We start from the raw sequence: 23,459 nt of genomic DNA on the forward strand, positions 1-23,459 counted from the left end.
GATCGTCTCCTTACTTCACGGAATAGGGCAGCAGGGCGAGGAATCGGGCGCGCTTGATGGCCTGGGCCAGTTTGCGCTGATTCTTCGCACCGACGGCGGTGATGCGGGAGGGGACGATCTTGCCACGCTCAGAGATGTAGCGCTGCAGGAGGCGGACGTCCTTGTAGTCGATCTTGGGGGCGCCTTCGCCCTCGAACGGATCGGACTTGCGGCGGCGGAAAAACGGTTTGGATGCCATGGTCGTATTCCTTCCTGTCAGCGGCGTTCGCGGCGTTCGCCGCGGTCGCCACGATCACCCCGGTCGCCGCGATCCCCGCGGTCGCCACGATCTCCGCGGTCGCCCCGGTCACCACGATCGCCGCGGTCACCACGCTCACGGTCGTCGCGTTTTTGCATCTGGACCGAGGGGCCTTCCTCATGGGCGTCGACCTTGACGGTCATGACGCGCATCACGTCCTCATGCAGGCGCATCAGACGCTCCATCTCCTGCACGGCCGCCGAAGGGGCGTCGGTGCGGATGTAGGCGTAATGGCCCTTGCGGTTCTTGTTGATCTTGTAGGCCATCGTCTTGAGGCCCCAGTATTCGCTTTCCACCACGGCGCCACCATTGTCTGAAAGGACGGTGCCGAAATGTTCGATCAGGCCTTCGGCTTGGGTGCCGGAAAGGTCCTGGCGCGCGATCATCACATGCTCGTAGAGAGGCATGGAAGCTCCAGTTCTGGTACGGGCGTCTTTCAAAGGCCGGGCATTCGCATCCCCGCCCCCCGGACCACGAGGTAGAGCGCCGATCAAGATGACATGCGGCGGAGACCCGCGGGCTATAGCGGCGGCGCCATGCCATGGCAAGCCCTGCCGGAACCCTTGGCTGATCGGGGCCGGGGCAGCGATCACAATGCCTTCAAGATCATGCCACATTTTGACCATTGGCATCCTTTAGTCGAATGCAACCCATTGTGCGTCATGCCCCTCAGGCAGGAATACCCTTATGATCCGTGTCCCGTTTGCCATTGCCGCCCCGATCCGCAGGTTTGCCAGCCACGAAACCGGGGCCGCGACGGTCGATTGGGTGATCGTGACCGCGGGTGCGACCGGGGCGGCGCTGATTGCGCTGGAAATCGCGGGCGGGGCGGTGACCGGCTACACGTCTGGTGTGCGCAACGAGGTGCAATCGCCCTATTTCGACACCTCCTGGACTTCGACGCTGGAGATCCCTCCGCGAGAATACTGGGAAGATCTCGAGCCGATCGTGCCGGCGCCCGAGGAGCTGATTCAGACCGGGATTTTCGACGATATCATTAATCCCGATCCGGCGTCCGATCCCGATGACGATACGAGCTATCCGTCCGATCCGACGGGCCCGTCGGACCCGACGGACCCGACCGATCCGCCGCCGCCGCCGCCACCCCCACCACCTGTCGTCACGTCGATCGCCATAAGCAATAGTAGCTTTGAGCAGAGCAATCATAGCAGTGGCAACTGGTCGCCGGGCGTTCCAGGTTGGACCATAACAAAGAGCGGATCGGGCGATGTTGGCGATTTCAATCCCGGCTCCGGTGCGATCAACCAGTCGACCGTGACCGGATCCTTGGTGGCCTATCTCTACCATGAGGGTTGGAACAGTTGGGCTGCGCTTTCGCAGACGTTCTCTCAGACCTACACCGCCACGGCTACGTACAGTTTTTCGGTAGATATTGGCGACGGAAATTATGGGTTCAGTGGCGATGTTGCGTATGTTCTGAATATATACGCAGGATCGACGGTCATTGGCACGCTGAGCGGCTCTACCGGCGACATCAACGCTCTGCGAACGGTTACAGTGACGTCGACCGTGTACAATTCGGCGTTGAACGGACAGGCCATCCGCTTCGAGATCGTGAATCCTCCCGGTGCTGGCGGTGATCTGCTGGTGGATAACGTCGTGGGAAGGTTCACCAACTGACGACCGTCAAGCGGCGTTTGCACGATCCGCTGGCATCGGCAGAGACGAGTCAGCCGTCGTTGCACCAAGGCGCACCATGCGGTAGGCCCATGCCGCAGACACGACGGGGATTGCCATGACACGCGCCTTTTTATTTCCTGGACAGGGGGCACAGACCGTCGGTATGGGGCGGGATCTGGCCGCGGCCTATCCGCAGGCGCGCGCCGTGTTCGACGCGGTGGACGCGGCATTGGGGGAGGCGCTGTCGGCGCTGATCTGGGAGGGCGATCAGGACGCGCTGACGCTGACGCGCAACGCCCAGCCGGCGCTGATGGCCACCTCGATGGCGGCGATGGCCGCGCTGGAGGCCGAGGGGGTGGGCGTGACGGCGGCGGCTTATGTGGCGGGCCATTCGCTGGGGGAATACACTGCACTCTGCGCGGCGGGTGCGTTGAGCGTCGGCGATGCGGCTCGGCTGCTCAGGCTGAGGGGCGAGGCGATGCAGGCGGCGGTGCCTGCGGGCGAGGGGGCGATGGCCGCGATCCTCGGTCTTGATTTTGCCGCCGTGATAGCGATTGCCGAGGAGGCCGCACAGAACGAGGTCTGCACGGCCGCCAATGACAATGATCCGGCACAAGTGGTGATTTCGGGCGCGCGCGAGGCGGTGCTGCGGGCGGTCGAAATCGCCAAGCTGCAGGGCGCAAAGCGGGCGCTGCTGCTGCCGGTGTCGGCCCCGTTCCATTGCGCGCTGATGCAACCCGCTGCCGAGGCGATGGCCGAGGCGCTGGCGACGGTCGAATTCCAAGCGCCGCTTGTGCCTTTGGTGGGCAATGTGACGGCCGAGGCGTCAAGCGATCCCCACGCGATCCGGGCGCGGCTGGTCGATCAGGTGACAGGCCGCGTGCGCTGGCGCGAGAGCGTGGTCTGGATGGCCGCCCAAGGCGTGACCGAGACATGGGAGATCGGCGCGGGCAAGGCACTGTCGGGCATGGTCAAGCGGATCGAGCGAGGGGTCGAGACGCGCAGCATCGCCACCGCCGACGAGGTGCGCGCAGCGGCGGAGAGTTTGCGTGATGCTTAGGAAGCTGGGGATTGCTCTTGCGGTCGTGGTGGCCTTCGGCGCCGGTGGTTTTGCACTGGTGCGGATGATGGATGCGGGCGCGACGGAATTCCGGGTTGAGGGCGATGTCTTGCACATCTCGGGGCCGGTGTCGGGCGCGGCATCTGATCGGCTGGAACGGCTGCTTGACGAGAACCCCGGCATCGCAGCGGTCGCGCTGGGCGATATTCCGGGCGCCGATGACGTGGCTTGGGTCACGGGCATGGGGCGGATGATCCGGGCGGCGGGCCTTGAGACGCGGGCGACAGGGATTGTGGTGAATGACGGATTGTTCCTGTTTCTGGGGGGGGCAAGCCGGTCGGTGGCACAAGGCGGCGCGCTGGTGCTGCACAGCGATGCGGTGCAGCGTCAGGCGGGTGTGGCTGCTGATGTCAGTTCGGCGGCCGAGGCGGACCGCGTCCGCTTTGTCGAGGCGATGCTGGGCGACGCGGGGTTCGCCGCGTTCATGGGCGAGACGCGGGCCTCACGGGACAGCTATGAATTGACCGGAGACGATCTTGCGCGCTTCGGCCTTGCGACTGCGAATTGAGGGAAGGGGCGGATATGTTCGACTTGACGGGGAAATCGGCGCTGGTGACGGGCGCGTCGGGCGGCATCGGGGCCGAAATCGCGCGGGCCCTGCACGGTGCGGGCGCGACCGTGGCGCTGTCTGGCACGCGGGTGGAGCCTTTGGAGGCGCTGGCCGCCGAGATGGGCGCGCGCGCCCATGTGCTGGCCTGCAACCTGAGCGATGCGCAGGCGGTCGAGGCTTTGCCAAAGCAGGCCGTTGATGCGATGGGCGCGGTCGACATTTTGGTGAACAACGCAGGCATCACGCGCGACAACCTGTTCATGCGGATGTCGGATGCGGAATGGGCCGATGTGATCGAGGTCAACCTGACGTCGACCATGAGGCTCTGCCGGGGGGTTGTGCGCGGGATGATGAAGGCGCGCTGGGGCCGGATCGTGAATATCTCATCGATCGTGGGGGCCACCGGCAATCCGGGGCAGGGCAATTATGCGGCGTCCAAGGCGGGGATGGTCGGCATGTCGAAAAGCCTTGCCTATGAGGTGGCGAGCCGGGGCATCACGGTGAACTGCATCGCGCCGGGCTTCATCGAGACGGCGATGACCGACAAGCTCAATGACGAGCAGAAGGGCAAGATCCTCGGCCAGATCCCGGCGGGACGCATGGGAACGCCCGCCGAGATCGCTGCGGCGGCGCTCTATCTTGCCAGCGCCGAGGCGGGCTATGTCACGGGCGCCACGCTGCATGTGAATGGTGGGATGGCGATGATCTGAGACCGCGCGGCGGTCGTGCGAAGGCCGTTGCGCTGGCGCTGTTCTATGCTATAGCGACGCAGATTTTGCCGGGGGCGTTTGGTTTTCGGCACGGGCTTGTCCGGGGGCAACACCGGGCGGTCCATGAGCGGGCCGAGAGGCAGAACGCAAACGAAGGTGCCGGGAGACGAGCGGCGCCGTAACGAACGAGGATGAACATGAGCGACATCGCAGAGCGCGTGAAGAAGATCGTGGTCGAGCACCTGAGCGTCGAAGAGGACAAGGTGACGGAAAACGCCTCGTTCATCGACGATCTTGGCGCGGACAGCCTCGACACGGTCGAGCTGGTCATGGCCTTCGAGGAAGAGTTCGGCATCGAGATCCCGGACGACGCGGCCGAGACGATCCAGACCTTCGGCGACGCGGTCAAGTTCATCAAGGAAGCGCAGTAAGCGTACCTGCCGACTGCCCCGGGCAGCGGCGCAGACAAAAATCCCTCCGGACACGGTCCGGAGGGATTTTTCTTTATAAGGTGGCGTTTTCAGCGTGCAAGGCAGGTGTAGCGGCCGTCTGGGGAATCGGTGAAGTTGCCGTCGTTGCCAAAGCCGATGGTGCCCTCGCACGCGCCCCACATGATCCGCCCGCCCCGTTGCAGCGCTGCGCTGGCCGTCGCGCCGGCGCGGAGGATCAGAGAATGGGAATAGTAGTTGGAGTTGCGGCTGCCCTGACAGAACGGTCCGGGGTTCGCCGTGTCGCCGCAGTAGATCACGAAGACCGAGACGTTGCAGACATTGGTGAACTCCATCCGGTCGGAATAGGCGCTGGTAACCCGGTTCGCGCGGACGCAATCTCCGGCGGCGCGCCCGGGGTTGGCGGCGGCCGGGCTGGCGATGACCGCCATCATCAGGGCGGCGAGGCCGAGCAGGAGAGGGCGGGCGATGCCGATGCGGGCTATGGGCGGGGAAATGGCAAACATTGGAAGCCTCGTTGCTTGTGAACTGACCGGAATGCCGACGCAGGCGCGGCCAATCTATTGACGTGTTAAATTCGGCCAGCGCCCTGAAATGGTTGCGGCCTTCAGACTGTGGAGAGCGGTTTGGGCCCGGTCAAGCATGCCCTGCGGCGCAAGCGTGCGGGAGACCGCCCACCACCGGCCCCACCCCTTGCCCCGGAGACCCCTTCCACGGTATCGAACCGGACGAGGCGCGGGAACGCGGCAAGGCAGGCGCGAGGGCGAAGAATGCGGCGAGTGGTGGTGACGGGGCTGGGGCTGGTGACGCCGCTGGCCTCCGGCGTGGAAAAGACCTGGGAGCGGCTTTTGGCCGGACACTCCGGTGCGGGCACGATCACGCGCTTTGATGCGAGCCATCTGGCCACGACCTATGCCTGTGAGCTGCCGCGGGGCGATGGCAGCGACGGGACGTTCAACCCCGACGACTGGATGGAGCCCAAGGAGCAGCGCAAGGTCGATGATTTCATCTTATATGGCATGGCGGCGGCTGTTCAGGCGGTGGAGGACAGCGGCTGGACGCCTGAAGGCACCGAGGATCGCGAGCGCACGGGTGTCTTGATCGGCTCGGGGATCGGGGGGCTGTCGTCGATTGCCGATACCTCGATCACGTTGCGCGACAAGGGCCCGCGGCGGGTGTCGCCGTTCTTCGTGCCGGGGGCACTGATCAATCTGATTTCGGGGCAGGTCAGCATTCGCTATGGCTTCAAGGGGCCAAACCATGCCGTCGTGACCGCCTGTTCGACCGGCGCGCATGCCATTGGCGATGCGGCGCGGCTGATCCAGTGGGGCGATGCGGAGGTGATGATCGCGGGCGGTGCGGAAAGCCCGATCTGCGAGATCGGCATCGCGGGGTTCAACGCCTGCAAGGCGCTGTCGACCAAGCGGGGGCATGAGCCGCAAAAAGCGAGCCGCCCGTGGGATGCCGACAGCGACGGGTTCGTGATGGGCGAAGGCGCGGGTGTCGTCGTGCTCGAGGAATACGAACACGCAAAGGCGCGTGGGGCCAAGATCTACGCGGAAATTCTGGGCTATGGCCTGTCCGGCGACGCCTATCACATCACTGCGCCGCCGCCCGATCACGAAGGCGCGGAACGCGCGATGCGGGCGGCGTTGAAGCGGGCGGGGCTGGAGCCCTCGGCGATCGACTATGTCAATGCGCATGGCACGTCGACCATGGCCGACACGATCGAATTGGGCGCGGTGGAGCGGTTGATGGGGGATCATGCGGGCAAGGTTTTGATGTCTTCGACCAAATCGGCGACGGGGCATCTCTTGGGGGCTGCAGGGGCGATCGAGGCGATATTCTCGATCCTGGCGATCCGTGACCAGATCGCGCCACCCACGATCAATTTGGATAACGTGGCGGCCGAGACCGCGATCAACCTGTGTGCCAACTTGGCGCAGAAGGGCGAGATCAACATTGTGCAGTCCAACAGCTTCGGCTTTGGCGGAACGAACGCCTGCCTGATCATGGGGAGGGTGTGATCCGCCCATGTGGAAGAATGTCGCCGCCAACGGAATGAGCTTTCTCATCATCGTGTTCATCGCGCTGGCGGGGGCGATTGCCTGGGGGCAGCGGGAATTCCGCGCGCCCGGACCCTTGACGGAGGCGGCGTTTTTCGAGGTGCCGCGCGGCGCGAGCCTGCGGCGGGTGTCGGAGGATCTGGCCGAAACCGGGGCTGTCTCATCGGCCATGCTGTTCCGGCTGGGGGCTGATTACGCGGGCATGGGCGATCAGCTGCGGTTCGGCAGCTACGAGATCCCGGCAGGGTCCTCGATGGAGGAGGTCTTGCAGATCGTGACAGCCGGTGGGCCGTCTCAGTTCCGCTATACTGCGACCTATGTGTTGCGGCTGTCGGGCTCGGGCGAATTGCGTCTGCGCGAGCGTGTGCCGGGCACGGGCGAGATCGTGGAGCTTGCGGATTTCGCCTATGAGGAAGGCGTGCCGGAGGCCTACACGCAGCTGGTCGAGAGCGGGACGCCAATGGTCTACCGGGTTTCGGTGCCCGAGGGGCTGACAAGTTGGCAGATCGTGGAAGGGTTGCGCGCCGCCGATTTCTTGTCGGGCGAGATTGCCGAGGTGCCGCCCGAAGGCAGGCTTGCGCCCGATACGTTCGAAGTGACGCGCGGTGCGGATCGGCGGGCGATCATCGACGGGATGCTGACGGCGCAAGAGGCGATCCTGGCCGAGGCCTGGGCGAACCGGCAGGACGGCTTGCCGCTGGCCAGCCCCGAGGAGGCGCTGATCCTGGCCTCGATCATCGAGAAGGAAACCAGCGTGCCCGACGAGCGGCGGCAGGTGTCGAGCGTCTTTGTGAACCGGCTGAACCGGGGGATGCGCCTGCAGACGGACCCGACGGTGATCTATGGAATCACCGAAGGGCGCGGCGTTCTGGGGCGCGGGATCAGGGCCAGCGAGCTGCGCGCCGAGACGCCGTGGAACACCTATGTCATCAACGGGCTGCCGCCGACGCCGATCGCAAACCCCGGCCGTGCGGCCATCGAGGCGGCTGTGAACCCCGATGACACGCCGTTGTTGTTCTTTGTGGCCGATGGCACGGGCGGGCATGCCTTTGCCGAAACCCTTGAGGAACATAACAGAAATGTCGCGCGTTGGCGGCAGATCGAGGCGGAGCGGGCGGCGTCGTCTCCGTGAGGCGCTGCGCGGCTTAACAGTAGGTTAACGCCGATGCTTGCGTTAACCCTTTGTAAACGCAATAGTTCTTGACCATGCGCACGCTCCATGGCATTCCTTTGGGCACGCTGGAAGACATGGGTAGACGGCCCGGGGGATGACCCTAGGGCCGTTTTTTCGTGGCCGGACGGGTGTTTTGCCCGCCCTTGATCGTGCCTCTCGCCTTTGAGGTCCATGTGCTGCTCGTGACCGAGGGTTTTTTCGGACGCGAGGGTATTCAATGACGGACATATTTAACGATCATGACGCGTTGGCCTATGCGGACCGATCGGTGGCGCAGGCTTACAAGGCGCTGGAGACGGCTGTCGAGCTTCTGGAGAGGACGCTTGATGCCGCGCGAGTGGCAGAAATCTGCAACGAAACGGATGTGGTCAAGGATGTGAGGGCGGTCGGTGCCGCCTTTCAGCTTGCCATTGTGCAGGAGGCAAAGGCGCGTGACGCAGGGAGCCAGAGATACGGGCGACGAGGGGGCGGGGTGCTCGACCTCGATGCTGCCCGCGATGAGGTCTGCCGCAGGTTGGCTCGCCTCCGCGCCGCAAGAGACGGTGACGACGTTTCTGCAGGAGTTGAGTGACGAGGCGCTGGCGGCCTTGCCCTACCTCTTCGAGGTCTGGGCCTTGCCGCACCAGTTGCCCCCGGCGGGGGACTGGACCAGCTGGGTGATCTTGGGCGGGCGTGGTGCGGGAAAGACCCGTGCCGGGGCCGAATGGGTGCGGTCCATGGTCGAGGGACCGACGCCGGAGGCGCCGGGTCGCGCGCGGCGGTTGGCCTTGGTGGGGGAAACCTATGACCAGGCGTTGGCCGTGATGGTGAAGGGGGAGAGCGGGCTGATCGCCTGCTCTCCGCCCGACCGCTGCCCGCGCTGGATCGCGGGGGAGCGGCGGCTGGAATGGCCGAACGGGGCGGAGGCGCGGCTTTATTCCGCGCATGACCCCGAAGCCTTGCGCGGGCCGCAGTTCGATGCGGCCTGGGCCGATGAGCTGGCGAAATGGCCCAAAGGTCAGGAAACCTGGGACATGCTGCAATTCGGGCTAAGGCTGGGGGAGCATCCGCAGCAGGTTGTGACCACGACGCCGCGCAACGTGGGGGTGTTGAAGGCGCTTTTGTGCCGTGACAGCACGGTGGTGACGCAGGCGGCGACGGAGGCAAACCGGGCGCATCTGGCGCCGAGTTTCCTGCGCGAGGTGCGGGCGCGCTACGGGCAGACGCGGCTGGGGCGGCAGGAGCTGGACGGCGAATTGCTGGAGGATGCAGAGGACGCGCTTTGGACTCGGTCGTGGTTGGATGGGCTGCGGGTGGATGTCGCGCCGAAGGGTGCGCGGGTGATCGTGGCGGTCGATCCGCCGGTGACGGGCCATGCGGGGTCGGACGCCTGCGGGATCGTGGTGCTGGCGGTGGTCGAGCAGGGGCCGCCGCATGACTGGACGGCCGTGGTGCTGGAGGATGCAAGCGTCTCCGGCGCGAGCCCCAAGGAATGGGCCGAGGCCGCGGCGGCGGCCTATCACCGGCATGGGGCCGCGCGGATGGTGGCCGAGGTCAATCAAGGTGGCGATCTGGTGACGCTGCTGATGCGGCAGGTCGATCCGCATGTGAATGTGCGCGGGGTGCGGGCGAGCGTCGGCAAGACGGCACGGGCCGAACCTGTCGCCGCGCTGTATGAACAGGGGCGGGTGCGGCATCTAGGGGTGCTGGCCGCGCTGGAGGACGAGATGTGCCTGATGAGCCTCAGGGGCTTTGCAGGCACCGGCAGCCCGGACCGCGTTGATGCGCTGGTCTGGGCGGTGACCGAGGGGTTGCTGGTGCCCGGTGGCAGGGCGCTCAGCCCGCAGATCCGGGGCCTTTGAGGCCAACTTGACGGACAAGATGGTGTGCGCCCCGGAGGGGGCGCCGGACGTGCAGCCGCAAGGTCGCGCGGCACGTCTTTATGTATCACTTGAGGAGAGAGGCGCATGGTATTGGATTTCTTGCGAAAAGCCCCCGTGGCGGTGCCGGAGCGCAAGGCCTCGGCCGGGGCGCGGGTGGCGGTCTGGGGGAGCTCGGGCCGGATTGCCTGGAGCCCGCGCGACATCGTCTCGCTGACGAAAAACGGGTTTCAGGGCAACCCGGTGGGGTTCCGGTCGGTCAAGCTGATCGCGGAGGCGGCGGCGGCATTGCCGGTGGTCTGCCAGGACGCGACATGTCGCTATGAGACGCATCCGGTGCTGGCGCTGCTGAACCGGCCCAATCAGGCGCAGGGCCGGGCCGATCTGCTGGAGGCGGTTTTTGCGCAACTGATGCTGGCGGGCAATGCCTATCTGGAGGCGGTTCCGGCGCAGGGCGCGGGGCTGGCGGAGCTGCATGTGCTGCGGTCCGACCGGATGAGCCTTGTGCCGGGGGTCGATGGCTGGCCTATGGCCTACGACTATGTGGTCGGCGCGAAAAAGCACCGCTACGCGCCCGAGATCATTTGTCATATCAAGACCTTCCATCCGCAGGACGACCATTACGGGCTGGCGCCGCTGCAGGCTGCGGCCACCGCGCTGGATGTGCATAACGCGGCCTCGCGCTGGTCGAAGGCGCTTTTGGACAATGCCGCGCGTCCTTCGGGGGCGATCGTTTATCGCGGGGTCGATGGCACGGGGACGATGACCCAGGACCAGTTCACTAGGCTGCAGGAGGAGTTGGAGACGCACCATCAGGGCGCGCGCAATGCCGGGCGGCCGATGCTGCTGGAGGGGGGGCTGGACTGGAAGCCGATGGGGTTCTCGCCCTCCGACATGGAATTCCAGAAAACCAAGGAGGCGGCGGCCCGCGACATCGCGCTGGCCTTTGGCGTGCCGCCGATGCTGCTCGGTATTCCGGGCGATGCGACCTATGCCAATTACGCAGAGGCCAACCGGGCATTTTACCGGCTGACGGTGCTGCCGCTGGCGCAGAAGGTGCTGGCGCAGATGGGCCATTGGCTGAGCGGGCTGAGCGGCGAGGTGATCGAATTCAAGCCCGATCTGGATCAGGTGCCGGCGCTGGCGGCCGAGCGCGAAGCGCAGTGGCGGCGCGTGGCAGAGGCGGATTTCCTGACCGAGGGCGAGAAGCGGCGGATGCTAGGCTTGCCGGAGCGGCCGGAGGGCGCATGAGCGAGCGCGACCGCAGTGGGTCACGGTATCTTTATGCCCCGTTCGATGCGGCGAGCGCCCGGATCGAGGCCAATGAGCGGGTGCAGGACGAGCGCTGGCAGGCGCTGAGTTTCCGGCTGGAGGGGATCGAGACCGCGCTGGAACGGCTGGAGCGGCGGCTGTGGCTGGCGGTGTTCGGTGTCGTCTCGGTGATCCTGGCGCAAGGCATCAACGAGCTGATCCAGCTGAGTGGCGCGGGATAGGAGTGGGATATGAAAGACATTTATATGCAGGGGCTTGAGACCAAGTTCGCGCGGTTCGACGAGGCCGGACTGACGGTCACGAAGGGCCGCGCGATCGAAGGCTACGCGAGCCTGTTCGGGACCTGCGACCAAGGCGGCGATATCGTGGAGCGGGGCGCTTATGCGGCGAGCCTGACGCGGCTGGAGGGGGCCGGGCGTCGGGTCAAGATGCTGTGGCAGCACGACCCGACCGAGCCCATCGGCATCTGGGACGAGGTGCACGAAGACGCCGAGGGGCTTTACGTCAAGGGGCGCCTTCTGAAGGAGGTGGCCCGCGCGCGGGAGGCGGCGGCGCTGATCGAGGCGGGCGCGATCGACGGCTTGAGCATCGGCTACAAGACGGTGCGGGCCGCGAAGGACGGGCAGGGGCGCAGGCTCTTGTCGGAGGTGGAGTTGTGGGAGGTGTCGCTGGTGACCTTCCCCATGCTTCCCGAGGCGCGGGTCAGCGCCGCAGCCGAGGCCGCCGAGGCCAAGGCGGGTGATGACCTGCGTGATCTGGCGCGCGTGTTCGACGCAGCGCGCGCCCAAATGGCGGCGCAAAAGCCCCGCTGACCCATCGGCAATCATTCAGAGGTGATGCATGACCGAGACCCGAACCGGGGCGGCGGAACAGCCCCGTGCGGCCCAAGCGCCGTTGGTTGAGGTGAAGGAGGCCCTTGGCGGTTTCCTGAACGAATTCAGCCAGTTCCAGAACGATCTCAACACCCGATTTCAGAAGCAGGAAGAGCGTATCGCAATGCTGACCACGAAAACCATGATCCATGCCCGCCCCGCGCTGTCGGCGGAAATCGACCAGACCGCGCCGCACAAGAAGGCGCTGGCGACATATTTGCGCAACGGCGACGATGACGGGCTGCGCGGTCTCGAGATCGAGCACAAGGGGCTGAGCACGGCGGTGAATGCCGAGGGCGGCTATCTTGTCGATCCGCAGACGGCGGAGACCATCCAGTCGGTGCTGCGCAGCGCGTCGAGCCTGCGGGCTGTGGCCAATGTGGTGCGGGTGGAGGCCAGTTCCTTTGATGTGCTGATCGACACCACGGACACCGGCGCGGGCTGGGCGGATGAGGTGACGGACACCACCGAGACCACGGCGCCGCAGATCGAGCGCATCTCGATCCCGCTGTTCGAGCTGTCGGCGATGCCCAAGGCGTCGCAGCGGCTGCTTGATGACAGCGCCTTCGACATCGAAGGTTGGCTGGCGGGGCGCATCGCGGACAAGTTCGCCCGCGCCGAAGCGGCTGCCTTCATCAACGGCGATGGGGCGGGCAAGCCCACCGGCATCCTGAACGGCCTGAAGCTGCCCAATACGATCTGGGCCTGGGGCGCGCTGGGCTATGTGGTGACCGGGACGGCGGGCGATTTCGACGCCATCAACCCGGCCGACGCCATCGTCGATCTGGTCTATGCGCTGGGTGCGCAGTACCGGGCGGGCGCGAGTTTCGTGATGAACTCGAAAACTGCAGGCGCGGTGCGCAAGATGAAGGACGCGGACGGGCGCTTCTTGTGGTCGGACGGATTGGCGGCAGGCGAGCCTGCGCGGCTGATGGGCTACCCGGTGCTGATCGCCGAGGACATGCCCGACATCGACGTCGATGCCACGGCTATCGCGTTCGGCGATTTCGGCGCGGGCTACACTATTGCGGAGCGCCCGGACCTGCGGGTTTTGCGCGACCCGTTCAGCGCCAAGCCGCATGTGCTGTTCTATGCGACCAAGCGGGTCGGTGGCGCGATCTCCGATTTTGCGGCGATCAAGCTGATGAAATTCGGCCTGTCCTGACATCTTGGCGAGCGGAGATATCGGACCCCGCCCTTGGCCCTTGCGGGTCGTAGGGCGGGAGGGGCGGTGAGCCGCGCGCGATCCAGCTGCGCGTCTCTCCGCTCGAGCAGCGCGGGCGGCGCATCGCCCCACCTCAGATTTCGGCGGATTTTCGGAGATGATGACATGATGATGGTCGAACTGACCTCGGTGCCGGGGGCGGCCTTGCCCGTGGCGGAACTGGCCGAACAGTTGCGCCTGGCGCGCGGCTTCTCCGACGATGGCAGTCAGGACGGGCAGTTGGAAAGCTGCCTGCGGGCGGCCTTGTCCGGGATCGAGGCACGGATCGGCAAGGCGCTGTTCGAGCGGCGCTTCGTGCTGACGTTGATGGCCTGGCATGGGGATACGGTGCATGTGCTGCCACTGGCGCCGGTCGGCCGGATCGACAGCGTGAAGCTGATCACCCGGGCCGGGGCGGAAACCCCGGTCGATCCGGCGCGCTACCGGTTGCAGCTGGACGCGCATCGCCCTGCCGTTGTCGCCACGGGCAGCGTCTTGCCCGCGCCCGGGCTGGGCGGCACGATCGAGGTGGAGTTCACGGCCGGGCATGCGGCGGAATGGACGGGCATTCCCGCCGATCTGCGGCAGGCGGTCTTGATCCTTGCGGGCGAGTTCTGGGCGCAGAACATGGATGCGCAGACGGGTATTCCTTTTGCGGTCTCGGTCCTGCTGGAGCCGCACCGTCCTGTGCGGTTGCGTGGGGCTGGGCAATGAGCGCCCCGGAGATGAACCGCCGTCTGGCGCTGGAGGCGCCTGAGCGGGCCGCCGATGGCGCTGGCGGGTTCAGCGAAATCTGGGTCACGCGCGGCCATGTCTGGGCGGCGGTCGAGACCCGTGGCGCAGGCCGCGAGGTGGATCAGGCGGCACGGGTGCAGCTCAAGATCATGATGCGGGCGGTGCCGCAGGGTGCGGGGGCGCGGCCTGACGCGTCGATGCGGTTCCGCGATGGCGCACGGGTCTACCGGATCGAGGCGGTGCATGAGGGCGACCCGCTGGGGCGGACGCTGCTGTGTTTCGCACTCGAGGAGGTGGGGCGATGAGCTATGGCATTACGGCGGCGCTGCAGACGGCGGTTTATGGCGCGTTGACGGGGGATGCGACGGTGGCGGCGCTGTCGGGGGGGGCGATTTATGACGCGCTGCCGCCGGGGCCTGTGCCGCCGCTTTACGCGGCGCTGGGGCCAGAGACGGTGCGCGATGCGTCCGACAAGACCGGCGCAGGCGCGGTGCATGATTTCCCGGTGACGGTGGTCAGCGAGGCGGCGGGATTTGCGAGCGCCAAGGTGTTGGCGGCGGCGATTTCGGATGCCTTGACCGGGGCCGAGATGGTGCTGGCGCGCGGGCGGCTGGTGCGGATGGCCTTTGTGCGCGCGCGGGCGCGGCGGGTCGATGGCAGGCGCGAGATCGAGGTCTGGTTTCGTGCCCGGGTGGATGAGGACGCGTGAGCGTCACCTTGCAAAATATAGACAATATTGGAGAATGTGATGGCGGCGCAGAGCGGCAAGGACCTTTTGGTGAAGGTCGACATGGATGGGAATGGCGTGTTTGAGACGGTGGCAGGGCTGCGCGCCACGCGGCTGAGCTTCAACGCCGAACAGGTGGATGTGACGAGCCTTGAGTCGGCAGGCGGATGGCGCGAGTTGCTGACGGGGGGAGGTGTCAAATCGGCCTCGATCTCGGGGTCGGGCATTTTTAGAGATGCTTCGACCGATGAACGGGCGCGGCAGATCTTCTTTGACGGCGCGACGCCGCAGTTTCAGGTTGTGATCCCCGATTTCGGCATCGTGCAGGGCGCGTTCCAGATCACCTCGATCGACTATGCAGGCAATCATGACGGCGAGGCGACCTACGAGATGTCGATGGCCTCGGCCGGCGCGCTGACCTTTTCGGCGATCTGAGCCATGGCGAACCCGCATGCGGGCGAGGTGGCGCTGGTCGTGGATGGCGAGCGGCTGGTGGCCAAGCTGACGCTAGGGGCGCTGGCGGAACTGGAAGCACGGCTGGAGGCAGACAGTCTGGCCGATCTGGTCGCGCGGTTCGAGGGTGACGCCTTGCGGGCGCGCGATGTCCTGATGCTGGTCTGTGCGGGCCTGCGAGGGGGCGGCTGGCGGGGCGATCTGCCCGATCTGTTGTCGGCCGAGATCGAGGGTGGTCCGCTGGAGGCCGCGCGGGTGGCCGCGCGGCTTTTGGTTTTGGCGTTCCGGGTGTCGGGATGAGCGGCGCGGGCTTTGACTGGCCCGCCCTGATGCGGGCGGGGTTGCAGGGGCTGGGGCTGACGCCCGAAGTCTTCTGGCGGCTGACGCCTGCCGAATTGCTGATGATGTTGGGCGATGCGCCCGGGGTGGCCCCTATGGGCCGCGCCCGGCTGGAGGCGTTGGCGGCCCAGTTTCCCGATGTGACGCACAAGGAGGCGGATGATGGCAGGGCTGGATGAGGGCATGGCGGCGTTTGAGGTGCAGCTGGCCGAGCTTGAGACAAGCATGGCGCAGGCCGCCAGCATGACGGCTGCCTTTCAGGCGGAGTTGCGCGGGATGCAGGACACGATGCTGTACACCGGGCGCGAGGTGGAGGGCATGAGCCGGTCGATCGGGGGGGGCCTCAGGCGCGCTTTTGACGGGGTGGTGTTTGATGGCATGCGCCTGTCGGACGCGCTGCGGACGGTGGCGCGCAGCATGGTCGATGCCGCCTACAACACCGCGATGCGGCCGGTTCAAAACGCATTGGGGTCGGTGTTGGCCAATGGGATCAACGGCTTGGTCAGCAGCATCTTGCCGTTTCAGAAGGGCGGCGCGATCTCGCAGGGGCGGGTGATGCCCTTTGCGCGGGGGGGCGTGGTGCAGGGCGCTACGAGTTTTCCGATGCGGGGCGGCATGGGGCTGATGGGCGAGGCGGGGCCGGAGGCGATCATGCCGCTGCGCCGGGGGGCGGACGGGCGTCTTGGCGTGGCGGCGGCGGGTGGCGGCGCCCCGGTGCAGGTGGTCATGAACATCACGACGCCCGACGTGCAGGGCTTTGCGCGCAGCCAGACGCAGATCGCCGCACAGATGGGCCGGGCGCTGGCGCGCGGCCAGCGCAATCGCTGAGGGGGCGGGATCATGGCATTTCACGAGGTCCGGTTTCCGGCCAACCTGAGTTTCGGGTCCGTGGGCGGCCCTGAGCGGCGCACCGAGGTGGTGGCGCTGTCCAACGGGTTCGAGGAGCGCAACACGCCTTGGGCGCAATCGCGCCGGCGCTATGACGCGGGGGTAAGCTTGCGCTCGCTTGACGATATCGCGCTGCTGATCGCGTTTTTCGAGGCGCGGCGCGGGCAGTTGCACGGGTTCCGCTGGAAGGACTGGTCGGATTACAAGAGTTGTGCGCCCTCGGTCGCGCCCGAGTTCCGCGACCAGCAGATCGCGGTGGCGGACGGGATTGCGACGGTGTTTCCGCTGAGCAAGACCTATGCTTCGGGCGGGTTTTCCTATGTCCGGCCGATCGTGAAGCCTGTGGAAGGCACCGTTCTGGTGGGGATTTCCACCGATGAGCAGGTTCTGGGTGTCGATTTCGAGCTGGATCTGGCGGCGGGCAGGGTGATCTTTGCCGAACCGCCTGATGCCGGTGAGGCGATCACGGCGGGGTTCGAATTCGACGTGCCGGTGCGGTTCGACACCGACGTGATCCAGACTTCGGTCGCCAGTTTCCAGGCGGGCGAGGTGCCCAATGTGCCGGTCGTGGAGATCCGGCTGTGAGCGGGGTTGCGGGCCTAGATGCACATCTGGCCGGTGGCACGACGGGTGTCTGCCGCTGCTGGAAACTGGTGCGGGGCGATGGGGTGACCTTTGGCTTCACCGATCATGACCGGGTTCTGGCCTTCGACGGGGTCAGCTTCAAACCCGAGAGCGGGCTTTCGGCGGCGGCGCTGATGCAGACCACGGGACTGTCGGTGGACAACACCGAAGCCGTGGGTGCCTTGTCGGATGCCGCAATCACCGAGGAAGATATAGCGGCTGGGCGCTACGACGGTGCCGCGATCGAGGCCTGGCTGGTGCAATGGGGCGAGCCTGCGAACCGGGTGTTGCAGTTTCGCGGCAGCCTGGGCGAGTTGACGCGGGCCAATGGTGCCTTCACCGCGGAACTCCGCGGGCTGGCGGAGCGGATGAACACGGCGACGGGTCGGGTGTATCAGCGCAGTTGTTCGGCGGTGCTGGGCGATGGCGCGTGCCGGTTCGATCTGGAGACACCGGGCTATGGGGCCGAGGTTACGGTTGTGTCGGTCGAGGGTGGGCGAGTGTTCCATCTGTCGGGGTTGGACGCGTTCGAGCCGCGCTGGTTCGAGCGTGGGCGCTGTGTGGTGCTGGATGGCGCGGCCGCGGGGCTGGTCGGCGCGGTCAAGATCGACCGGCCCGAGGGCGTCTTGCGCCGTGTCGAATTGTGGGACCGGCTGCGCGCGGGGATCGCTGCGGGGGACCGGATCGGGCTGACGGCGGGGTGCGACAAGCGGATGGAAACCTGCCGATTGAAATTTTCCAACCTTCTGAATTTCAGAGGCTTTCCGGATATTCCGGGGGATGACTGGATGGTGGCGCACCCCTCGCGCTTGTCGGCGCGCGACGGGGGAAGCCGCCGGTGAGCGCGGTGGTGGCGGCCGCGCGCGGCTGGATCGGCACGCCTTATGTGCATCAGGCCAGTTGCCGGGGTGCGGGGTGCGATTGTCTGGGGCTGTTGCGGGGTCTTTGGCGCGATGTCTACGGGGCCGAGCCCGAGGCGGTGCCTGCCTATACTGCCGATTGGTCCGAGCCCTCGGGTGAGGAACGGCTCTGGTCGGCGGCGGCGCGGCACTTGATCCCCAAGGCCCTCGAGCCGGCCGCGCCCGGCGATGTGCTGCTGTTTCGCATGCGCGACGGCGGTGTCGCGAAACATTTGGGCGTGCAGGCCGATTGCGGGTCTGCCCCCAGCTTCATCCACGCCTATTCCGGGCGTGGCGTGGTGGAAAGCGCGCTGACGCCCCCTTGGGCGCGGCGTCTGGTGGCGCGGTTCGCGTTTCCCGAAAGGATGTGACGGCATGGCGACGCTTCTTCTGTCGGCCGCGGGCGCGGCCATCGGTGGCATGGCCTCGGGCACGGTTCTGGGTCTGACCGGGGCCGTCATCGGGCGTGCGGTCGGCGCCACGCTGGGCCGCGTGATCGACCAGCGGCTGCTGGGAAGTGGCTCGGACGCGGTGGAACGAGGGCGCATCGACCGGTTTCGCATTACGCAGGCGGGCGAGGGCGCGCCGGTGGCGCAGCTTTTCGGGCGGATGCGACTGGGCGGGCAGGTGATCTGGGCCACGCAGTTCGTGGAGCGTGCCGCGACCAGCGGGGGCGGCAAGGGAGCGCCGCCCCAGCCAAAGACCACGACCTATTCCTATTCGGTCAGCCTTGCCGTCGCGCTGTGCGAGGGCGAGATCCGGCGTGTGGGGAGGGTCTGGGCCGATGGGGTCGAATTAGACCTGTCGACCCTATCGATGCGGGTCTACACCGGTGCCGAGGACCAGATGCCGGACCCGCTGCTCGAGGCGGTCGAGGGCGCGGGAGCCGTGCCTGCCTATCGCGGCATCGCCTATGTCGTGTTCGAAGATCTGGACCTGACGCCCTTCGGCAACCGCGTGCCGCAATTCGCCTTCGAGGTCGCGCGCATGCCGCAGCCAGAACGCGACATGGTGCCTGCCGCGGCCGATCTGGTGCGCGCCGTCGCGCTCATGCCGGGTACCGGTGAATACGTGTTGTCCACGCGCAGCATCAGCTACCGCAAGGCCTTCGGCATCGATGCTGCATTCAACACCAGCGCGGCGGGCGGCGGGTCGGATTTCACGCGGTCCTTGCAGCAGATGCGCGATGTGCTGCCGGGCCTGCGCTCGGTCAGCCTGATCTATTCGTGGTTCGGCGATGACCTGCGCGCCGGGTCCTGCACCGTGAAGCCCAAGGTCGAGGACAAGACCCGCGACGGGGCGGAAATGCCGTGGCGCGCGGGCGGGATCACGCGGGCCGAGGCCGAGGAACTGGCGCGGATCGACGACCGGCCCGTCTATGGCGGAACGCCTGCCGACGGCTCGGTGATCGAGGCGATCGAGGCGATCCGGGCGGGCGGGCAGGAGGTGATGGTCTATCCCTTCTTGCTGATGGAGATCCTGGCAGCCAATGGCTTGCCCGATCCGTGGGGCGGCGCGGAACAGCCGCCCTTGCCGTGGCGCGGGCGGATCACCGGGGACCTTGCGCCCGGCCAACCGGGCAGCCCGGATGGAAGCGCGGCCAACGGGGCTGCGGTGGATGCGTTCTTTGGCACCGTGACGGCGGCGGATTTCACCGTGGCAAACGGTCTTGTGACCTATTCCGGACCGCAGGAATGGTCCTATTCCCGCTTCATCTTGCATTCCGCAGCCCTGTGCGCCGCGGCGGGGGGCGTCGATGCCTTCTGCATCGGGTCCGAGATGCGGTCGCTCACGCAGATGCGCGACCACGAAGGGTTCCGCGCCGTGACCCGGCTCCGTCAGCTTGCCGCCGAGGTGCGCGCGCTGCTGCCCGAGGCTGATCTGGGCTATGCCGCCGATTGGTCGGAGTATTTCGGCTACCAGCCGCAAGATGGGTCAGGGGATGTGTATTTCCATCTCGATCCGCTTTGGGCCGATGACGAGATCGATTTCATTGGCATCGACAATTACATGCCTCTGAGTGACTGGCGTGACGGGACCGAGCATGCCGACGCGGCCTGGGGCACGATCTACGATCAGGGCTACCTCGAGGCCAATATCGAGGGCGGCGAGGGCTACGACTGGTATTATCCGACCGAGGAGGCGCGCGCGGCGCAGCGCCGGGTTCTGATCGATCCGGGGCTGCGCGGGTGGCAGGTATCCCCCCCTGAAGAGAGCGTTCCGCCCGGTCCGACCACCCCATATTCTGTCGATGTTCGCGCTTCGGTTGCGGTTTTTCGCGGCATTGTCCGTTTGCCTGCAACCCCTGTGGATGGGGCGCTGTGGGAAGCGGGGGGTGCAGGCACAGGAAGCTGGCTGGGTGTGCGCGATGGCGGTACGGTCCTGCGGTTGAGGGCTGGCGATGGCCAGACGGCCAAGACGGGGTCGGACCTTGAGACGGCGGTGTTGGACCTGCCTGTTGCGGGATTGCCCTTCGACGATCGCCTGCACGAGGTGATGTGGGACCTGCACCCGGCAGCGCCGGGCCGTGTCCGTCTGTGGATCGATGGCGTATTGCGCGGCAGCGCCGAAACGTCCGCCGGTGGGCCGCTCAGGTCGGGATGGTGGGCCGGCGGAGACGCGGGTGGCTGGTTGCAGATTGCCGCAAGCGTCACTGTGGGGGAACCTGTCACAGCCTGGCCCGCAGTGGATGGGGCCGGTCTGTTGTCGCGGAGCCGGGCTATCTTTCCGCCCCCCGGATTGGTCGATGCGTTTCTCTATCGCTACAAGGACATTGCCGGCTGGTGGGCCAGTGCACATCATGACCGGCTGGGTGGGGTGCCTCTGGCATTGCCTTCGCCCTGGGTGCCGCGATCAAAGCCCGTGCGGTTCACCGAGATCGGCTGCCCGGCCGTCGACAAGGGCACCAATGAGCCCAACAAGTTCTTCGACCCCAAAAGCTCGGAAAGTGCTTTGCCGCGCTATTCCGACGGGCGCCGCGATGACCTGATTCAGGCGCAATATCTGCGCGCGATCATGTCCTACTGGGACGCGCCGGGGCGCAACCCGGTCTCTGATGTCTATGGCGGGCCGATGCTGCAGATGGACTATGCCCATGTCTGGGCTTGGGACGCACGGCCATGGCCGGCCTTTCCCAATGACATCGACCGCTGGTCGGACGGCGGCAACTGGCGTCTGGGTCATTGGATCACCGGCCGGATCGAGGCTGTGCCGCTGAGCCATGTGGTGGCGGAACTGTGCGAGGCGGCCGGAGTTTCGGACTACGACGTGACGCGTCTGCAGGGGCTTGTGCGGGGTCACCTGTCGGGCGAGACGGAGAGCGCGCGCGCGCGCCTGCAGACGCTGATGCTGGCTTACGGGTTTCAAGCGGTCGAACGCGAAGGGACCTTGGTTTTTCTGCCCTTGCCCGTGTTGCCTGCGGCCGTGATCGACGCGGATGCGACAGCAGTGGCCGAGGATGGTGCGGGCGGCATCACCGAGATCCGCGCGGCCGAAGCCGAGATCGTGGGGCGCGTGAGGTTGAGCTACACGGCCGCGGAAGCGGATTATCAGGATCGCGTGGCCGAAGCGGTGTTTCCCGCCGACGGCGCGGATGCTGTCACTGCGTCCGATCTTCCTCTGGCCCTGACCGGACCCGAGGGGCAGGCAGTGGCGGAACGGTGGTTGGCCGAAGCGCGCGTGGCGCGCGATGTCTTGCGCCTGTTCCTGCCGCCCTCGCTTCGGGCTTTGGGCGCGGGCGACATGGTGGCGCTGCCCGACGGATCGACATGGCGCATCGACCGGGTCGAGGATCGCGGCGCGCGCAATCTGGAGGCCGTGCGGGTCGAACCTTCGGTCTCGGATCCGTCGGAGGCGGTGGAGGAATTCGCCCCGGCTTCCAGCTTTGTGCCACCGGTGCCCGTCACGCCGGTCTTCCTTGATCTGCCGCTTCTCTCGGGGTCCGAGGTGGAGCATGCGCCTCATCTTGCGGTCACGGCCACTCCTTGGCCCGGCACGGTCGCCGTTTATACCGCTGCAGGCCCGGACGGGTTCACTCTCAATCGGCTGATGGAACGGCGCGCTGTCATCGGCATGCTCGAGACGCCGCTGGTCGCAGCCCGCCCGGGCCTATGGGACCGGGCAGGTGCCCTGCGGGTGCGCTTGGCGTCGGGCCAACTGTCGGCGGCCGAGATGGCGGCGGTTCTGAACGGGGCCAATCTGGCTGCGATCGGGTCGGGCGATGACGGCGCTTGGGAGGTGATCCAGTTCGCACAGGCCACGCTGGTGGGCGAGGGGCTTTGGGACATCGCCATGCGGCTGCGCGGCCAGCAGGGCACCGATGGCGTCATGCCCGAGGTTTGGCCCGAGGGCAGTCTCTTCGTGCTGCTCGACGGTGGGCCGGGTCAGGTCGACCTTGGCCCGGCATCCCGCGGCCTTGCCCGGCACTACCGCGTCGGATCAGCCCGGCGCAGCGTCGATGACCCGAGCTATGTCGAAAAGGTTCTGGCGTTTCAGGGTGTCGGGCTCAGGCCTTATGCCCCGGCACATCTGCGGGCGCAAAGCCTTGTAGGGTCCTTGACCCTGTCATGGATACGCCGGAGCCGCATCGACGGCGACAGCTGGGAGGGGGTTGAGGTGCCGTTGGGCGAGACCGCCGAAGCCTACCTTCTCCGCGTGGTCGATGCCACGGGGCTGAGACGCGAGGTGACGCTGGGCGCGCCCGGCTTCACCTACACGGGGGCGATGCGGGCCAGCGATGGCACCACCGCGCCCTTCACCATCGAGGTTGCCCAGATGTCCGACCGTTTCGGGCCGGGGCCGTTTGCAAGGATCATGATCGATGACTGACACCCCCCGCATGTCCCTGCCGCTGCTGGCACCCGCGCAGGCGCAAAAGCACGTCACCGTGAACGAAGCGCTGTCGCGGATCGACGCGCTGACGCATCTGACGCTTGTCTCGACCGACACTGCGACCCCGCCCGCGGCCGCGCCCGAGGGCGAGATCTACGCTGTGCCGCCCGGGGCCGTCAACGCTTGGGCCGGGCAGGACGGCCAGCTTGCCATCGCCGTGAACGGCGGCTGGGTCTTCGTGCCGCCGCGCCGGGGTTGGCGGGCGCTGGTGCTGGATCAGGGCCTGCCCGCGATCTGGGACGGGGCCGATTGGCGGCCCGGTGCCGTGACCCTTGCCCCGTCGAATGCGGGCATGGCCATGCGGTCGTTCGAGATCACGGTTCCGATCACCCCGGGCGCGACCGTCACCACCCCGCTCGTCATTCCGGCGCGCGCGATCTTGTTCGGCGTCACCGGCCGTGTCATCGAAACCATCACGGGTAGCGCGACACTGTGGCGGCTCGGGGTGAGCGGCGACAACGGCCGTTTCGGCGTCGGTCTGGGGATCGGCCTGAATTCCTGGGTCAACGGACCCGCCGCGCCGATCGTCTATTGGTCGCCCACCGCGCTGCTGCTGACAGCGCAGGGCGGCACCTTTGCGGGCGGATCTGTGCGGCTCGTCATTCACTTCGCCGAGTTGAGCCTGCCCGCCCCTGTCTGAGGCCCGCGCCCCCTTCCACAATGGACCGGGGCGCCTATTTGATGTAGCA

27 protein-coding genes and 2 pseudogenes are annotated in these 23,459 nt (G+C 66.7%); 26 read left to right on the top strand and 3 right to left on the bottom strand.

Annotated features, from left to right (window positions below):
- Positions 1-10: 10 nt before the first annotated feature.
- Together rpsR and rpsF are read right to left on the bottom strand one after the other, a co-directional pair.
- Entirely contained in the window at positions 11-238 is a 228-nt protein-coding gene (gene rpsR, locus C7455_RS00825; protein ID WP_109664212.1) for a 30S ribosomal protein S18, read from the bottom strand.
- A gap of 17 nt (positions 239-255) precedes the next feature.
- Positions 256-705, bottom strand: coding sequence for a 30S ribosomal protein S6 (gene rpsF, locus C7455_RS00830; RefSeq protein WP_109664215.1), 450 nt, complete (start codon positions 703-705; stop codon positions 256-258).
- Between the two features lie 280 nt (positions 706-985).
- On the opposite strand from rpsF, the gene C7455_RS00835 reads away from it, so the two are divergent.
- The 5 genes from C7455_RS00835 (at position 986) to C7455_RS00855 (ending at position 4,750) form a co-directional block, all read left to right on the top strand.
- Positions 986-1,939, top strand: a complete 954-nt coding sequence (locus C7455_RS00835; protein ID WP_109664218.1) for a hypothetical protein — start codon at positions 986-988, stop codon at positions 1,937-1,939.
- A gap of 115 nt (positions 1,940-2,054) precedes the next feature.
- Positions 2,055-2,999, top strand: coding sequence for an ACP S-malonyltransferase (gene fabD / locus C7455_RS00840; RefSeq protein ID WP_109664221.1), 945 nt, complete (start codon positions 2,055-2,057; stop codon positions 2,997-2,999).
- Positions 2,989-3,567, top strand: coding sequence for a hypothetical protein (locus C7455_RS00845; RefSeq protein WP_146199896.1), 579 nt, complete (start codon positions 2,989-2,991; stop codon positions 3,565-3,567). The genes fabD and C7455_RS00845 overlap by 11 nt, the downstream gene beginning before the upstream one ends.
- A 14-nt stretch (positions 3,568-3,581) precedes the next feature.
- Positions 3,582-4,319 (top strand): 3-oxoacyl-[acyl-carrier-protein] reductase, encoded by a 738-nt coding sequence (gene fabG, locus C7455_RS00850; RefSeq protein ID WP_109664225.1) that lies wholly within the window; start codon positions 3,582-3,584, stop codon positions 4,317-4,319.
- A 197-nt stretch (positions 4,320-4,516) separates the two neighbouring features.
- Complete coding sequence (locus tag C7455_RS00855) at positions 4,517-4,750, top strand: acyl carrier protein (RefSeq protein WP_109664228.1); 234 nt, start codon at positions 4,517-4,519, stop codon at positions 4,748-4,750.
- Positions 4,751-4,839: 89 nt separating this feature from the next.
- On the opposite strand, the gene C7455_RS00860 is transcribed toward C7455_RS00855, so the two are convergent.
- Positions 4,840-5,274, bottom strand: a complete 435-nt coding sequence (locus C7455_RS00860; protein WP_109664230.1) for a hypothetical protein — start codon at positions 5,272-5,274, stop codon at positions 4,840-4,842.
- 264 nt (positions 5,275-5,538) lie between these two features.
- Here C7455_RS00860 and fabF point away from each other — a divergent pair, with 264 nt between their 5' ends.
- The 21 genes and pseudogenes from fabF (at position 5,539) to C7455_RS00965 (ending at position 23,410) form a co-directional block, all read left to right on the top strand.
- Positions 5,539-6,795, top strand: a complete 1,257-nt coding sequence (gene fabF / locus C7455_RS00865) for a beta-ketoacyl-ACP synthase II (RefSeq protein WP_109664233.1) — start codon at positions 5,539-5,541, stop codon at positions 6,793-6,795.
- Positions 6,796-6,802: 7 nt separating this feature from the next.
- Positions 6,803-7,966, top strand: coding sequence for an endolytic transglycosylase MltG (mltG, locus tag C7455_RS00870; RefSeq protein WP_109664235.1), 1,164 nt, complete (start codon positions 6,803-6,805; stop codon positions 7,964-7,966).
- Between the two features lie 259 nt (positions 7,967-8,225).
- Positions 8,226-8,579: a hypothetical protein gene (locus tag C7455_RS20035; protein ID WP_109664238.1), complete on the top strand. Its 354-nt coding sequence runs from the start codon at positions 8,226-8,228 to the stop codon at positions 8,577-8,579.
- Entirely contained in the window at positions 8,506-9,849 is a 1,344-nt protein-coding gene (locus tag C7455_RS00880) for a DNA-packaging protein (RefSeq protein WP_109664241.1), read from the top strand. The genes C7455_RS20035 and C7455_RS00880 overlap by 74 nt, the downstream gene beginning before the upstream one ends.
- Positions 9,850-9,954: 105 nt before the next feature.
- On the top strand, positions 9,955-11,118 hold the full coding sequence (locus tag C7455_RS00885; RefSeq protein WP_109664244.1) for a phage portal protein: 1,164 nt from the start codon (positions 9,955-9,957) through the stop codon (positions 11,116-11,118).
- On the top strand, positions 11,115-11,360 hold the full coding sequence (locus C7455_RS00890; RefSeq protein ID WP_109664247.1) for a GTA head formation protein, RCAP_rcc01685 family: 246 nt from the start codon (positions 11,115-11,117) through the stop codon (positions 11,358-11,360). Before C7455_RS00885 ends, C7455_RS00890 begins: the two co-directional genes overlap by 4 nt.
- A 9-nt stretch (positions 11,361-11,369) precedes the next feature.
- Positions 11,370-11,951, top strand: a complete 582-nt coding sequence (locus C7455_RS00895) for an HK97 family phage prohead protease (RefSeq protein WP_109664250.1) — start codon at positions 11,370-11,372, stop codon at positions 11,949-11,951.
- A 28-nt stretch (positions 11,952-11,979) separates the two neighbouring features.
- Positions 11,980-13,176: a phage major capsid protein gene (locus C7455_RS00900; protein ID WP_109664252.1), complete on the top strand. Its 1,197-nt coding sequence runs from the start codon at positions 11,980-11,982 to the stop codon at positions 13,174-13,176.
- A gap of 165 nt (positions 13,177-13,341) precedes the next feature.
- Positions 13,342-13,929, top strand: coding sequence for a head-tail connector protein (locus C7455_RS00905; RefSeq protein WP_109664255.1), 588 nt, complete (start codon positions 13,342-13,344; stop codon positions 13,927-13,929).
- Complete coding sequence (locus tag C7455_RS00910; RefSeq protein WP_109664257.1) at positions 13,926-14,255, top strand: head-tail adaptor protein; 330 nt, start codon at positions 13,926-13,928, stop codon at positions 14,253-14,255. Before C7455_RS00905 ends, C7455_RS00910 begins: the two co-directional genes overlap by 4 nt.
- Complete coding sequence (locus tag C7455_RS00915; RefSeq protein ID WP_109664260.1) at positions 14,252-14,659, top strand: DUF3168 domain-containing protein; 408 nt, start codon at positions 14,252-14,254, stop codon at positions 14,657-14,659. The genes C7455_RS00910 and C7455_RS00915 overlap by 4 nt, the downstream gene beginning before the upstream one ends.
- 39 nt (positions 14,660-14,698) lie before the next feature.
- Positions 14,699-15,112 (top strand): phage major tail protein, TP901-1 family, encoded by a 414-nt coding sequence (locus C7455_RS00920; RefSeq protein ID WP_109664263.1) that lies wholly within the window; start codon positions 14,699-14,701, stop codon positions 15,110-15,112.
- 3 nt (positions 15,113-15,115) lie between these two features.
- Positions 15,116-15,430, top strand: a complete 315-nt coding sequence (locus C7455_RS00925; RefSeq protein ID WP_109664266.1) for a gene transfer agent family protein — start codon at positions 15,116-15,118, stop codon at positions 15,428-15,430.
- A complete protein-coding gene (locus C7455_RS00930) occupies positions 15,427-15,648 on the top strand; it encodes a rcc01693 family protein (RefSeq protein WP_109664268.1) in 222 nt (73 codons plus the stop codon). The genes C7455_RS00925 and C7455_RS00930 overlap by 4 nt, the downstream gene beginning before the upstream one ends.
- A complete protein-coding gene (locus tag C7455_RS00935; RefSeq protein ID WP_109664271.1) occupies positions 15,632-16,297 on the top strand; it encodes a phage tail tape measure protein in 666 nt (221 codons plus the stop codon). Before C7455_RS00930 ends, C7455_RS00935 begins: the two co-directional genes overlap by 17 nt.
- 12 nt (positions 16,298-16,309) lie before the next feature.
- Positions 16,310-16,942, top strand: a complete 633-nt coding sequence (locus tag C7455_RS00940; RefSeq protein ID WP_109664273.1) for a DUF2460 domain-containing protein — start codon at positions 16,310-16,312, stop codon at positions 16,940-16,942.
- The gene (locus C7455_RS00945; protein WP_109664276.1) at positions 16,939-17,823 is read left to right on the top strand and encodes a DUF2163 domain-containing protein; all 885 of its coding nucleotides are present in this window, start codon (positions 16,939-16,941) and stop codon (positions 17,821-17,823) included. The genes C7455_RS00940 and C7455_RS00945 overlap by 4 nt, the downstream gene beginning before the upstream one ends.
- On the top strand, positions 17,820-18,251 hold the full coding sequence (locus tag C7455_RS00950) for a C40 family peptidase (protein WP_109664279.1): 432 nt from the start codon (positions 17,820-17,822) through the stop codon (positions 18,249-18,251). Before C7455_RS00945 ends, C7455_RS00950 begins: the two co-directional genes overlap by 4 nt.
- 4 nt (positions 18,252-18,255) lie before the next feature.
- Positions 18,256-20,070 (top strand): annotated as a pseudogene (locus C7455_RS20665) (baseplate multidomain protein megatron); the annotation flags it as partial.
- 564 nt (positions 20,071-20,634) lie between these two features.
- Positions 20,635-22,707, top strand: a pseudogene (locus C7455_RS20670) (baseplate multidomain protein megatron); the annotation flags it as partial.
- A complete protein-coding gene (locus C7455_RS00965; protein ID WP_109664281.1) occupies positions 22,700-23,410 on the top strand; it encodes a DUF2793 domain-containing protein in 711 nt (236 codons plus the stop codon). The pseudogene C7455_RS20670 and the gene C7455_RS00965, both read left to right, overlap by 8 nt.
- The last annotated feature ends 49 nt before the right edge of the window (positions 23,411-23,459 follow it).

The sequence above is a fragment of the Roseicyclus mahoneyensis genome (genome assembly GCF_003148775.1).
GTDB lineage: Bacteria > Pseudomonadota > Alphaproteobacteria > Rhodobacterales > Rhodobacteraceae > Roseicyclus > Roseicyclus mahoneyensis.

Excerpts from the sequence above, each read along its gene's own strand:
- rpsF (WP_109664215.1), bottom strand. The coding sequence starts at position 705 with ATGCCTCTCTACGAGCATGTGATGATCGCGCGCCAGGACCTTTCCGGC.
- C7455_RS00910 (WP_109664257.1), top strand. The coding sequence starts at position 13,926 with ATGAGCGCCCCGGAGATGAACCGCCGTCTGGCGCTGGAGGCGCCTGAG.
- C7455_RS00890 (WP_109664247.1), top strand. The coding sequence starts at position 11,115 with ATGAGCGAGCGCGACCGCAGTGGGTCACGGTATCTTTATGCCCCGTTC.
- mltG (WP_109664235.1), top strand. The coding sequence starts at position 6,803 with ATGTGGAAGAATGTCGCCGCCAACGGAATGAGCTTTCTCATCATCGTG.
- fabG (WP_109664225.1), top strand. The coding sequence starts at position 3,582 with ATGTTCGACTTGACGGGGAAATCGGCGCTGGTGACGGGCGCGTCGGGC.
- C7455_RS00965 (WP_109664281.1), top strand. The coding sequence starts at position 22,700 with ATGACTGACACCCCCCGCATGTCCCTGCCGCTGCTGGCACCCGCGCAG.
- C7455_RS00940 (WP_109664273.1), top strand. The coding sequence starts at position 16,310 with ATGGCATTTCACGAGGTCCGGTTTCCGGCCAACCTGAGTTTCGGGTCC.
- C7455_RS00935 (WP_109664271.1), top strand. The coding sequence starts at position 15,632 with ATGGCAGGGCTGGATGAGGGCATGGCGGCGTTTGAGGTGCAGCTGGCC.
- fabD (WP_109664221.1), top strand. The coding sequence starts at position 2,055 with ATGACACGCGCCTTTTTATTTCCTGGACAGGGGGCACAGACCGTCGGT.
- C7455_RS00905 (WP_109664255.1), top strand. The coding sequence starts at position 13,342 with ATGATGATGGTCGAACTGACCTCGGTGCCGGGGGCGGCCTTGCCCGTG.
- C7455_RS00880 (WP_109664241.1), top strand. The coding sequence starts at position 8,506 with ATGAGGTCTGCCGCAGGTTGGCTCGCCTCCGCGCCGCAAGAGACGGTG.
- C7455_RS20035 (WP_109664238.1), top strand. The coding sequence starts at position 8,226 with ATGACGGACATATTTAACGATCATGACGCGTTGGCCTATGCGGACCGA.
- C7455_RS00920 (WP_109664263.1), top strand. The coding sequence starts at position 14,699 with ATGGCGGCGCAGAGCGGCAAGGACCTTTTGGTGAAGGTCGACATGGAT.
- rpsR (WP_109664212.1), bottom strand. The coding sequence starts at position 238 with ATGGCATCCAAACCGTTTTTCCGCCGCCGCAAGTCCGATCCGTTCGAG.
- fabF (WP_109664233.1), top strand. The coding sequence starts at position 5,539 with ATGCGGCGAGTGGTGGTGACGGGGCTGGGGCTGGTGACGCCGCTGGCC.
- C7455_RS00860 (WP_109664230.1), bottom strand. The coding sequence starts at position 5,274 with ATGTTTGCCATTTCCCCGCCCATAGCCCGCATCGGCATCGCCCGCCCT.
- C7455_RS00900 (WP_109664252.1), top strand. The coding sequence starts at position 11,980 with ATGACCGAGACCCGAACCGGGGCGGCGGAACAGCCCCGTGCGGCCCAA.
- C7455_RS00855 (WP_109664228.1), top strand. The coding sequence starts at position 4,517 with ATGAGCGACATCGCAGAGCGCGTGAAGAAGATCGTGGTCGAGCACCTG.
- C7455_RS00925 (WP_109664266.1), top strand. The coding sequence starts at position 15,116 with ATGGCGAACCCGCATGCGGGCGAGGTGGCGCTGGTCGTGGATGGCGAG.
- C7455_RS00885 (WP_109664244.1), top strand. The coding sequence starts at position 9,955 with ATGGTATTGGATTTCTTGCGAAAAGCCCCCGTGGCGGTGCCGGAGCGC.
- C7455_RS00895 (WP_109664250.1), top strand. The coding sequence starts at position 11,370 with ATGAAAGACATTTATATGCAGGGGCTTGAGACCAAGTTCGCGCGGTTC.
- C7455_RS00915 (WP_109664260.1), top strand. The coding sequence starts at position 14,252 with ATGAGCTATGGCATTACGGCGGCGCTGCAGACGGCGGTTTATGGCGCG.
- C7455_RS00930 (WP_109664268.1), top strand. The coding sequence starts at position 15,427 with ATGAGCGGCGCGGGCTTTGACTGGCCCGCCCTGATGCGGGCGGGGTTG.
- C7455_RS00835 (WP_109664218.1), top strand. The coding sequence starts at position 986 with ATGATCCGTGTCCCGTTTGCCATTGCCGCCCCGATCCGCAGGTTTGCC.